Origin of the sequence: Novosphingobium sp. (genome assembly GCF_036733805.1) — a bacterium.
Lineage (GTDB): Bacteria > Pseudomonadota > Alphaproteobacteria > Sphingomonadales > Sphingomonadaceae > Novosphingobium.
In genome coordinates this window covers 1-11,467 of the sequence record NZ_DAIMZT010000074.1, presented here as the reverse complement: position 1 = coordinate 11,467, position 11,467 = coordinate 1, and the positions used below count along the sequence as shown (strand labels likewise).

Sequence of the window (11,467 nt, the reverse complement as noted above, 5' to 3'; positions counted from 1 at the left end):
GGCTTGGAAAACGTGCGGATAACGTTCTCTTGGCAAATTCGGCGCAAACCCGATTCCGCTCAAGATGAGGCATAGCAAGCACCACCCCGCCCACCACATCGCCGAGGGCAGCGCGAACCACGCCGCAATACCCATTCCGAACGCCACAACAAGCCATGGCGCCCGGTCGAAACCGGCCTCGGAAAGAAATCTCTCCGATCCGGCCAAACCCCTCGACAAGAGACGCTTGCTGTTCCATGGCCGATGTTGCAGTGCAGCGCCTCGGACATCGTCCGGCTGCGGATTTGCAGGGATTGCAGCCGGGTTCGCCATGGCGCGCATAGGACAGGAAGGGAAAGGTAATGGCAAGCGGCAGTGCATCGAGCGGATCGGCGGGCACGAAGGCCGTCGTTACGCGCTTTGCGCCTTCGCCTACCGGTTACCTGCATATCGGCGGCGCGCGCACCGCGCTGTTCAACTGGCTTTATGCCCGTCACCATGGAGGTAAGTACCTCCTCCGGATCGAGGATACCGATCGCGCCCGCTCAACCAAACCTGCGATCGACGCGATTTTCGACGGCCTCTCCTGGCTGGGGCTGCAAGGCGACGAAGCGCCGGTATTCCAGTTCGCGCGTTCACAGCGCCATGCCGAAGTCGCGGAACAGCTGCTCTCACGCGGACATGCATATCGCTGCTATCTGACGCCGGAGGAACTGGCCGCCCGGCGCGAAAGAGCGCAGGAAGAGCGCCGTCCGTTCCGCATCGACAGCGAATGGCGCGATGCCGATTCCGCGACTTGGCCCGAAGGCCGGCTCTGGGTCGTGCGGATCAAGGCGCCTCGCGAAGGCGAAACGGTGATCGAAGACCTGGTCCAGGGCACTGTCACCGTTCAGAATAGCGAAATCGACGATTTCGTGATCCTTCGCAGCGACGGCACGCCCACTTACATGCTTGCCGTGGTGGTCGACGATCATGACATGGGCGTCACCCACGTCATCCGCGGCGACGACCATCTCAACAATGCCTTCCGCCAGCTTGTCATCATCAATGGCATGGGCTGGGACGTGCCGGCCTATGGTCATGTGCCGCTGATTCATGGGGCTGACGGCGCAAAGCTTTCCAAGCGCCATGGGGCGCTCGGTGTCGACGCCTATCGCGACGAACTGGGCGTGCTGCCCGAGGCGCTGTTCAATTACCTGCTCCGCCTGGGGTGGGGCCATGGTGATGACGAGTTTATCGCGCGCGAACAGGCGATAGAATGGTTTGATATCACGCACGTCGGCAAGTCTCCGTCGCGTTTCGATCTGGCCAAACTGCAGAACCTCAATGGACATTACCTGCGCGAAGCCGACGATGCGCGACTCGCAGGTCTGGTCCTGCCCCGCCTCGGCCCCGATGCCGATCTCGAACTGCTCACGCGCGCGATGCCCGTGATGAAAGTCCGCGCAAAGGACCTCAATGAACTTGCGGAAGGCGCTGCCTTCCTGTTCGCCAAGCGCCCGCTCACCATTAGTGAGAAGGCGCAGGCGCTCCTGACTGACGACGCTAGGGGGCGCCTGGCTGTCATGCATGAACGCCTGTCCAGCGAATCCGGCTGGACCCTGGAAGGATTGGAAGCCAACCTGAAGGCAATGGCCGAAGAGCTAGGATTGGGTCTCGGCAAGCTCGCGCAGCCCTTGCGGGCGGCCCTGACGGGTCAAACGACCTCTCCGGGAATTTTTGACGTTTTGGTATTGCTCGGCCGTGAAGAAAGTCTCGCGCGGATCAGCGCACAGGCGCAGCTTCCCGCCGGGTCGCAGGCATAAGGAGAATAGCAGGTGGGTGATCTGGTCAAACTCGGCGCCGGCGGCGCGGAATACGATTATGCTGTCCTAAAAGGCAGTGTGGGCCCGGATGTGATCGATATCCGCAAGCTCTACGGCCAGACGGGCATGTTCACCTTCGATCCCGGCTTTACGTCGACAGCAAGTTGCGAGAGCGCCCTGACATATATCGATGGCGATGAAGGGGTGCTGCTGCATCGCGGTTATCCCATTGGCCAACTGGCCGAGCATTCATCGTTCATGGAAGTCAGCTACCTGCTGTTGAATGGTGAACTACCCAGCAAGAATGAGCTGGAAACGTTCGAATTCACCATCAGTCGCCATACCATGCTGCACGAGCAGCTTCGCCAGTTCTACCAGGGGTTCCGCCGCGATGCCCATCCGATGGCGGTCATGTGCGGCGTGGTAGGCGCATTGTCGGCGTTCTATCACGATTCGACTGACATTTCCGATCCGATGCAGCGCAAGATCGCGAGCCATCGCCTGATCGCGAAGATGCCGACGATCGCCGCCATGGCTTATAAGTATTCTGTCGGCCAGCCCTTCATGTACCCGGACAACGACTTATCCTACACCGGCAACTTCCTGCGCATGACCTTCGGCGTGCCCGCGGAGAAGTATGAGGTGATTCCGGCCGTCGAAAAGGCGATGGATCGCATTTTCATCCTTCACGCCGACCACGAGCAGAACGCGTCGACCTCGACGGTCCGCCTCGCCGGTTCCTCAGGCGCGAATCCATTCGCCTGCATCGCCGCGGGAATCGCGTGCCTCTGGGGTCCGGCGCATGGCGGCGCCAACGAAGCGGCGCTCAACATGCTGAAGGAAATCGGCACGCCCGACAAGATTCCCCATTACATCGAGCGAGCGAAGGACAAGAACGATCCGTTCCGCCTGATGGGCTTCGGTCACCGCGTCTACAAGAACTATGATCCGCGCGCGACGGTGATGCAGAAAACCGTGCGTGAGGTGTTTGACGCGCTCAAGGTCACTGATCCGCTGTTCGAAACCGCGCTTCGCCTCGAGGAAATCGCGCTCAACGACCCCTACTTCGTCGAGAAAAAACTGTTCCCGAACGTCGACTTTTATTCAGGTATCATCCTGTCGGCGATCGGCTTCCCGACCACGATGTTCACCGTGCTCTTCGCCCTGGCCCGCACCGTGGGCTGGGTGGCGCAATGGAACGAAATGATCTCTGACCCCAACCAGAAGATCGGTCGCCCCCGCCAACTTTACACCGGCCCGACGCAGCGCGATTACCTGCCGCTGGACAAGCGCTGAGCACAGATCGCCACGATCGTGGATTTGAAAAGCCCTTACGAAAGTGAGGGCTTTTCATTTTAAAGCAAAGCGACGAACCTGAACCGCCAACCAGGTCAGGCCGCAGCATTCTGACGCACGAGCGAGTACGGGGCGGTTATGGCCCGCTCTTCGCCTGCTTTTGCGCTTTCTTTTGCATGTCGTTTAGCTGTTCCTGGCCTTGGCGGATCACCTCTCCCGCTCTGTCCAGCACGCGCTGGCCTTCCTCTTTGCCTCTAGCAAGTTCATTGGCCACCTGGTTGCCGTTGATCTGCAGGCCGTTCCGGTCAAGCCGCAGGTCGATCGGCTTGCCGTCAACCTGCACGTTGACCACCGCTTTTCCCTTATCGATCTGCAGGTTTCCGACATCGCCAAGCGGAATATTGCTTAGATCGGGGACATCGAGCGGCTGAATCGGCCCGCTCGGATCGCCGCGCGATGCCGGAACCGCGCGCTCGCCCAAGGCTTCACGCATGAAGTCACGCCAGATCCTGGCGGGCACGCTGCCGCCATACACGCCTTTCAACGGCGAATTATCGTCATTGCCCACCCAGACACCAACTACCAGATCACCCGCATAGCCGACGAAAAGCGCGTCGCGGTTTTCCTGGCTGGTCCCGGTCTTGCCGTAATTCGCCGTGCGCAACCGGGCGGCGTGACCCGTTCCCCGATTGATGACGCCCCGCAACAGCTGTTCGATCGCCGCGTGAGTTTCGTCCGGAAGGCTACGCTTCCGACCGAGCAGACCGTCAAACCAGCCCTCGCTTTTAGCCGGAAAGGCGGTAGGCGCTACCGGGAAACGATTGCCCGCAATTCCGGCATAAGCAGATGTCAATTCGAGAAGGGTCATGCTCGCGCTGCCCAGCGCCACACTCGGATCCCCCACCGGCAGGGGTGAGGCAATGCCTAGCGAGCGCGCCGTGTCGATGACCGTCCGGTCGCCCACTTTCTGAAACAGCCGTACCGCCGCAACGTTGCTGGATTGGGCAAATGCCCCTTCCAAAGTGATTGTTGGGGAGTATCGGCCGCCTGCATTCTCCGGCCGATAAGACCCCGCCGTGATGGGGGTGTTTTCAATCCGGTCAGTCGGTTTCCAGCCCTTTTCCAGCGCGGCCAGATAGACGAACAGCTTGAAGGTCGATCCCGGTTGGCGAAGCGCCTGCGTCGCGCGGTTGAATGGCGAATCAGCGTAGTCTCTGCCGCCGACCATCGCCACCACCTCTCCATTCGGGCGCATGGCTACCAAGGCAACTTGCGCTTTACCCAACGCCGCCCTTCCGATTGCCCGGCGAGCAGCGGCCTGCAGGCGCGCATCGAGTGTGGTCGTATAGGTTTGCTTCGAATAGCTCTCTGGATCGAAGCTGCGTGCTTGTGGCAGCGCCCAATCGGCAAAGTACGTGCCGGTAGGCAAGTCGCTTCCCGTGCGCACATCAAGGCGGGGGGATGGCACTGCGGCGGCACGGGCGGCCAAGAGATATCGCGCTTCGACCATGGCCTGCAAGACGGCACGCATACGCTTTTCGGCAAGGTCATAATGGGTTGTCGGCGCCAGAGCCGACGGCGCTTTCATCAGCCCGGCAAGCATGGCGGCCTGTCCGAGGTTCAGCTTCTCAGGCTGACGGTGAAAGTAGTGCAGCGAAGCCGCGCGCAGGCCATAGGCGTTATCGCCGAAGTAAGCGTTGGAAAGATAGCGCTGAAGGATTTCATCCTTTGTCAGCCATGCCTCGAGCCAGAACGCAATCAGCACCTCGCGCGCCTTGCGCCCCAGGCTTCGTTCGGACGACAGAAAAGTGAATTTGGCAAGCTGTTGCGTGATAGTGCTGCCGCCCTCAGTGCGGCCGGTGGTCATGTTGATCCACATAGCGCGCGCCATGCCTCGGGGATCTATTCCCCAATGAGAGTAGAACCGCCGATCCTCGATCGCGAGGAAAGCCTGGATAACGTGAGGTGGTAGCTTGCGGATTTCGACAGGCGCTTCGACCATCGCGCCGTTACGAGCGATTGGCGTTCCGTCCGCCGCTAGGAGGGTGACCTGCGGCGGCGAAATGGGCTGCAGCGATTTCGACAGGGGGGCCGTTACTGCCAACCATCCCACCAGCAGGAAGAAGCCTAGCAGCAGCCCCGCCAGCACTCGCGGCAGATATCTAAGCCGAGATCGTCCTTTTCGAGCCTTTGCACTTTCATCAGGGAGGACTTCCGCTTCCCAAGCCGGCGAACGCTCCGCCGCTGCTTCGGCCGGAGGAAGGCTTCGCAGATCATCCATCTTCAAATGCCGGGTATTCTGCTTGCTGCACGCCGGCTCAATAGCACTGGATTATCTCGGAGCGCGAGGAAAAGTAATGACGGATCGCTTCCGAGCAGCCACAATCCTGCCGCATCCGATCATCATCATCTTGGCTGACGGACAAAGGGGGAGGCGCCATCATGCTGTTTCTGAGGATATTGGCCTTCATCGTCGGCTTGCTCGCCATCGCCATGGGGCTGCTGTGGGTCGGACAGGGAACCGGCGTCGTCATGTGGCCGGCGGAAAGCTTCATGCTGGCGGACCGGGCCTGGGCGGTGCGAGGCGCGATATTGGCCGTGGTGGGGGGAATTATCGTCTGGCTGGCGCGGCGTGGAAACGGAAAGACATGATTGATTGGGCCGTAAACTCATAACCAGCGTCATTCGGCCGTCCTAGGCAAGCCGGTCCGAAGGCACTTCCAAGATGAAGCGAGCGCCCTGCCCTGGCGCGCTCTCTATGGAAAGTTCGCCACCCATCGCCCTGGCGAGCCGGCGTGAGATGTAAAGGCCCAGGCCCGTGCCACCGTCACCGCTGCGACCCAGACGCTCGAACTTGTCGAATACCTTCACCTGCTGTTCCGCGGAGAGGCCAGGTCCCTGGTCGGCCACGATCACACGGGCATATCCGCCCGCATCCTCCAGACGTATCCATATACGCGAATTTTCAGGTGAATAGCGGATCGCATTGCCAACCAGATTCAGCAGCACTTGCAGAACGCGGCGAAATTCAGCCACGGCGCGCAAGCTTTCCGAAGGATGCGGCGCCTCGATCGCGATACCCTTTTCCCTTGCGCGCACGCCCAGAATTCCGGCCGCTTGACGCGACACCTCCGAAAGGTCGATTCGATCAGGCGCCGTGCTGAAACCTTCGGATTCGACCACCTCCAGGTCAGCCATGTCATCCAGCAAGTCGAGAAGCAGCCGCCCCGCGCTCGCGATCTCGCCGGCGTAGTCCGAATAGGCATCCGGAAGCGGACCGGCCAGGCGCGTACGGATAGTCTCCGCATTGGCAACAATGCGCGAGATCGGCTGCTTGAGAACGGGCGCAAGGTCCTGCCCGACGAGGCTGTGCCGCGTTCTGCTCTTTGGGGACGGCGGCGTCGGCGTCAGCCGCGACGGCGCCTGGTCGGAAAGAAGGAACAGTTCGAACCCGGCCGGATCGAAACCAGGCTTCCCAAAAGGCACGAGCGTTACTCGCCAAGAACGCAAGGACTCCGGAACCTGCACACGCACTCCGTCAAGCAGGCGCCAATGCAGCGGCTGATCGTGAGTGATGTTTTCCGGTGGCAGAAAATCAGTCCAGGGCTTTCCGATGCCTTCTGCCATGGCCGCGGCCAAGTCAGCCAGCTCAGCGCTGTCTGATGTCACCGCCAAAACGCGCTGATCGTGATCGAGCCGAACGGAAATCTCGGCAAGATGTCGATCGATCTGGACTCGCCGCCGTTCCAGCACATCCGCGCTCTCGATAGGAACTGGCGAGGATTGCCAGCTTCTTACACGGATATCGCAGCCTTCGACGAGTGGTTCTATCTCAACCCAGGCCGTAACCGTATCCACCCCGTCCTGCGCGCATATCGAGCGGGAGAGGCGCACGCCTCGTCGGCGGGCCTTTCGCACTAGCTCCCGCAATTCGGGAACGGCGATCACCCCCGGCAACGCGCCACCGCAGCGCAGCTGCAAACCCGCGAGCGGCTCTTCGGCACTGACCAGGCAATCCTCGCCGTCACTGCGTGCGCGTGCCAGTATAATGCCGCTGTCGATTGTCATTCGCTGCCAAGCCCCGGCGAATGCGATGAGGGGAGCAAGGCTGCCGCGCGCTCAACGTCCAGCCTCTCAAATTCGACCGGCAGTACCGCATCGGCATGAAGCGCCAGCAATTGCTCTTCGATTTCGGAATGGCCGAGTCGGGCGGACCGCAGGAACAGCGCAAGGCGGGCGATTTGCCCCTCCTGCGTGGAAAAGATGACCGTGTCCCTTGGCCGTCCGGATTTCAACGCCAGCGCACTCAGGAACAGAGACACTCCTGCATCCGCAAGCGAAAGCGCGGACTGATCCTCCCCTCCGAGACCTTGCATCACGCGTGAGGCCAATGCTTGCCGATTTGCCCCGTCCTGGTGGGATTGGTGGATAACAATCTTCGCCCGCTCCGCCACGTCCGCCCCACATGAACTGAGCGCGTCAAGGACGTCATGCAGGACGACTTCGTTCAATTCCTGCAAGGGCAGCTTCATATGCCCCTGTGCCTGGCACCAGCGGGCCTGCATCTTCAGGTAGGCCAGGGCTTGATCGCGGACATTCCTTTCGGGAGAGGCAATCAATGTCTGCAACAGCGGTGAAACAACTGGATCAAGTGCAAGACGCAACCGCAGCCGTTCCGCGAGTTGCCATTCAAGTGCGACGGCATGCAGATGCGAAAGCAGGCAGGAACTTTCCGCCAGCGTCCCGGCGAGCGACTCCGCGAGAGCGCGGTCAACTGACCCCGTATCCCCACCGGCAACCAGCAGACTCTCGACAATGTCAGCAAGCATGCCGCGGACACGGGCCAGGATCTCGTCGCTCGGAACGGACGTGTCGTCGGCCGTAATCAGATGCCGGAGTGTCGGGAGGATGACGGCCGCCGCAGCATCGCTCCGCGCCAACTGCTCGCGCAGCGCGACTTCGGCGTTTTTCGCGCCGTCCGGATGGACAGGTCCGTCGTTCATCCGCCTAGTCTACTCCGCGCTAAGTTAAATCCGCGTTAGCCCTTGCGGTCGGCCACGAAACAGCAATCCGGTCAGGATCAAGCCGGCGGAGATAAGCTGTGTGGTGACCAGCAACTGCCCTGCCGCGGACGCCAGAGCCAGAACCAGGCCCAGCACAAGCCGATCGCCGATCCAGAGAGCGGCCGCCCCGTTTACGATTTTCGGGAGCAGCCCCAGCAACAGGATGAGGATAGCAGGCGCGGCGCACCAGGAAAGGAGCGGCTGGCCGGCAAAGCGAGGCGTATCCCCAAGGATAAGCAGGGCAAAAACGGCGTCAGTCAACCAGGCAAGCACATCGGCGCGCGGGACTGATGGCGGTAGCTGCCCCATGGCGTGACGTTCGACCGAGCGCAGCAGTCGGCTGCCCTCCGTCAGGACCCAAGCCAGCGTCGCAAAAACGAAACCGGCCGGCACGAATCCAAACCAGCCCAGTCCGGCCGCGATCGCCAACAGCACGATAATGCCGACCGACAATGCATTGCTGGCATTGCCCGCGTGAAGCAATGATGAGCCGAAACTGACGACGCCAAGGCGCGCAATCGCTCGCCCGATCGTTGCCGTTCCATTATCGAAGCGGGAACGCAGCCACTCATTTTCAAGCGCGTAAGCCTCTCCCTCGGTCCGGATCATGCGCCATTCCGCCCCAGATCGGGCCGACGCTGGAACCTCACGCATTTCCACCGCCGATTGCAGCGCGATACGGGTAAGCGCCGAAGCAACGTCGTAATCGCCGGGCAGTTCATGCAATTGGTCAACAAGCTGCCCCGGAATACGCATAAGACCGGCGCTGGCGCGATTTATGTCGATCCGTTCATAACCCGCCGCCAGGGCGCCCTCCACCGGCTGCACCAGGATGACCGGCCGCTGTCCTTCGAAAAGGGAAGCCGTGCGAGCGGGGTCGACAAAAAGGCCCTCGCTGACCACTACGAGATCGTCTGCGGCGGTCACAAGACCTGCGAGTTGGCGGGAACTTGTTACGATGGAGAACTGCAGTCCGGCATCCTCAGCCGCGTGCTGCAGCGCGATCACTTCCGGCAGGGCGTTGCGCGCCATGCAAATCACTCGCTGGCAATCAAGCGCCAGGACCAACCCGAGCTGGTGCTGCGCGATCGTCGCGCCGGCCACTCGCAGGAAAGCACGCGGAAACGGCTGCCCCGCGCCCGCAGGCTCCATCATCGCCATCAATGCTATGCGCAAGCTAAACCTCCAGCCCCTACCCGATGTAGGCTGCCGGGAACCACGTGCCAAGCGCGGGGATCAATCAGGTCAAGGAAAATTCTGCAATATAAGCCTTGAGCCGCCGCACCACCGCTGGATCGCCCGGCGCCGTATCCAGGGCATCCATCGCGAGCGCGAGCAACGGGGCCGAATGGAAGCTGGCTGCAAGACCTTTCAATCGCATGGCCGCCATGTGCCAATTGCCATCGCATCGCGCGCGTTCGAGCAGATCGATCTGACGCCTAACGCTTTCCACATAAGAAGCGCGCAGTTCGGCGAGCAGATCGACATCGCCGCCCGCGGCCGCCGCCAACGTCTCTTCCAATGCGCCTGCTTCATAAGCCATTTCCCCAGGATAGTACGCAAAGCGTTAAACTGGGGTTTATTGCGACGGTACACGTGTTATCCTGCATAGATGGCTGGGGAAAACAGGATCATCGCGTTTGGCGCCGGCGGTAACGAAGGGACCGCTGACGAGCCGGCAGGCAAGGCCAGTCCGAACGAGGCGGCGATCGAAGGCGACACGGTGGAAAACTGGGACGACGCCTGGGTCGCCGGAGATGAGGCCCATGAACATGCGACGTCTTCCCCGGCTTGGGTTGCCCCCATCCTGGCCGGTCTGGCGGTTCTGGGCTGGAGCGCCGTGTTCGTTCTGGCGCATATCGAAAGCGTGAAGACAGGTGTCTCGCTCAACCAGGTGCCAGACCTTCTGACTCAGTGGTGTGTGCCTGTTCTTGTCATTGGCATGGCTTGGTTGCTGGCGCTTCGCCATAGCACGCGCGAAAGCAGGCGCTTCGGCAACGTCGCGCGGCTGCTTTCGACCGAATCAGCGCTACTCGAGCAACGGTTGACGGCCGTGAACCGTGAACTCAGTCTCGCCCGCGAATTTATCGCGGCGCAATCGCGAGATCTCGAAACGCTGGGGCGCTTGGCGGCGGAACGCCTTTCGCAGAACGCGGCACGTCTCCAAGAGCTTGTGCGCGACAATGGCGCACGGGTCGAATCAATCAGTTCGGTTAGCAATGCCGCGCTGGAGAATATGGAGAAGCTGCGAGGGCAGCTTCCGGTCATCGCCAGTTCCGCAAAGGACGTCACGAACAACATCGCCAATGCGGGCCGCGCCGCTCATGCCCAGCTTGAGGACATGGTCAACGGTTTCAACCGTCTTAACGAGTTCGGGGCCGCCAGTGAACGACAGGTCGAATCCTTGCGCACTCGCGTTTCGGAGACGCTCGCCGAATTTCACCGGCAATGCGAACAGCTCGACACGATGGTCGCCACTCGCTTCGCGGCGCTTGCCGAACGCGGCGAAGAATTTCGGACTCAGCTCGACAAACACGAAGTTGACGCCCTTACCGCGGTCCGTACGCGCGCCGCAGCGCTTGCCGCGGAAATCGATACCACGCGCCATCACCTTGATGAGCATGAGGCTGAAAGCCTCGTCTCGTTACGCGCCCGCCTGAATGCCTTGCGCAACGAGAGCGAAGTCGTCTCGCGCGCGCTGCGCGATACGGAGGCGCGAGCGGAAGAAGCGTTTAAGGCTTCTCTTGAAAACCTGCAGGATGAACAATCCGCCGCGGCGCTGAATATTGCCGCCGTTCAACAGACTGCCCTTGATGCGTTCGCCGGCCGGCTCGCCACCCTGGCAGCGGAAGCTGAACGGATGGACCACGCTCTCACGGAGCGTGGAGAGAACCTGGCAATCGAGACAGAGGAACGGCAAGCGCGGCAGGTAGAGCAGGAGCGCCACGCAATCGCCCGCATTGAGCATATGCTGGGCGAGCTTGACGCTTCAATCGCCGAACGGCTGGAACGTCACCGCTTGCAAGCATCGGCGCTGAGCGATCGGGCGCAGACCGTAACCGCTGAGCTTGCCCAATTCGAGGCTCGTCTCACTGAAATCGCGGCGCAAAGCGGTGAATCTGAAACGCGGCTGATGAGCGGCCTTCGGATCCTGACCGAGCGCCTCACTTCTGCGCGCGCGACCTTGACCGCAACCGACAGCGAGGTGGAGAAGCTCACGGAAGACAGTATCCGCCTGCTGGAATTGATTCAGGCCAGTGCCAAGCACGCGCATACCGCGCTGCCCGAGGCGCTTGCGGTCTCGGAAGATCGCTTGAGCCGACT

At 61.4% G+C, this 11,467-nt stretch carries 8 protein-coding genes and 1 pseudogene; 4 read left to right on the top strand and 5 right to left on the bottom strand.

Annotation, left to right across the window (positions count from 1 at the left end; translation table 11 throughout):
• The first annotated feature begins 341 nt into the window (after positions 1–341).
• Both gltX and V7D69_RS14030 read left to right on the top strand, forming a co-directional pair.
• Entirely contained in the window at positions 342–1,784 is a 1,443-nt protein-coding gene (gltX, locus tag V7D69_RS14035) for a glutamate--tRNA ligase (RefSeq protein ID WP_333606107.1), read from the top strand.
• Between the two features lie 12 nt (positions 1,785–1,796).
• On the top strand, positions 1,797–3,080 hold the full coding sequence (locus V7D69_RS14030; protein WP_324061213.1) for a citrate synthase: 1,284 nt from the start codon (positions 1,797–1,799) through the stop codon (positions 3,078–3,080).
• A 136-nt stretch (positions 3,081–3,216) separates the two neighbouring features.
• Here the strand turns inward: V7D69_RS14030 and V7D69_RS14025 are convergent, their stop codons facing one another.
• Positions 3,217–5,361 (bottom strand): transglycosylase domain-containing protein, encoded by a 2,145-nt coding sequence (locus V7D69_RS14025; protein WP_442947065.1) that lies wholly within the window; start codon positions 5,359–5,361, stop codon positions 3,217–3,219.
• A gap of 161 nt (positions 5,362–5,522) precedes the next feature.
• On the opposite strand from V7D69_RS14025, the gene V7D69_RS14020 reads away from it, so the two are divergent.
• A complete protein-coding gene (locus tag V7D69_RS14020) occupies positions 5,523–5,732 on the top strand; it encodes a hypothetical protein (RefSeq protein ID WP_324061215.1) in 210 nt (69 codons plus the stop codon).
• 42 nt (positions 5,733–5,774) lie between these two features.
• Here V7D69_RS14020 and V7D69_RS14015 read toward each other — a convergent pair whose 3' ends face one another.
• The 4 genes from V7D69_RS14015 to V7D69_RS14000 all read right to left on the bottom strand — a co-directional run bounded on the left by V7D69_RS14015 (position 5,775) and on the right by V7D69_RS14000 (position 9,686).
• The gene (locus tag V7D69_RS14015; protein WP_324061216.1) at positions 5,775–7,148 is read right to left on the bottom strand and encodes a sensor histidine kinase; all 1,374 of its coding nucleotides are present in this window, start codon (positions 7,146–7,148) and stop codon (positions 5,775–5,777) included.
• Positions 7,145–8,083 carry a hypothetical protein gene (locus V7D69_RS14010; RefSeq protein WP_324061217.1) on the bottom strand — a complete coding sequence of 313 codons (939 nt, stop codon included), beginning with the start codon at positions 8,081–8,083 and terminating at the stop codon, positions 7,145–7,147. The genes V7D69_RS14015 and V7D69_RS14010 overlap by 4 nt, the downstream gene beginning before the upstream one ends.
• A 24-nt stretch (positions 8,084–8,107) precedes the next feature.
• Positions 8,108–9,319 carry a hypothetical protein gene (locus V7D69_RS14005; RefSeq protein WP_333606105.1) on the bottom strand — a complete coding sequence of 404 codons (1,212 nt, stop codon included), beginning with the start codon at positions 9,317–9,319 and terminating at the stop codon, positions 8,108–8,110.
• Between the two features lie 64 nt (positions 9,320–9,383).
• Positions 9,384–9,686 carry an Hpt domain-containing protein gene (locus tag V7D69_RS14000; RefSeq protein ID WP_324061219.1) on the bottom strand — a complete coding sequence of 101 codons (303 nt, stop codon included), beginning with the start codon at positions 9,684–9,686 and terminating at the stop codon, positions 9,384–9,386.
• Between the two features lie 69 nt (positions 9,687–9,755).
• Here V7D69_RS14000 and V7D69_RS13995 point away from each other — a divergent pair.
• Positions 9,756–11,467 (top strand): annotated as a pseudogene (locus tag V7D69_RS13995) (ATPase); the annotation flags it as partial.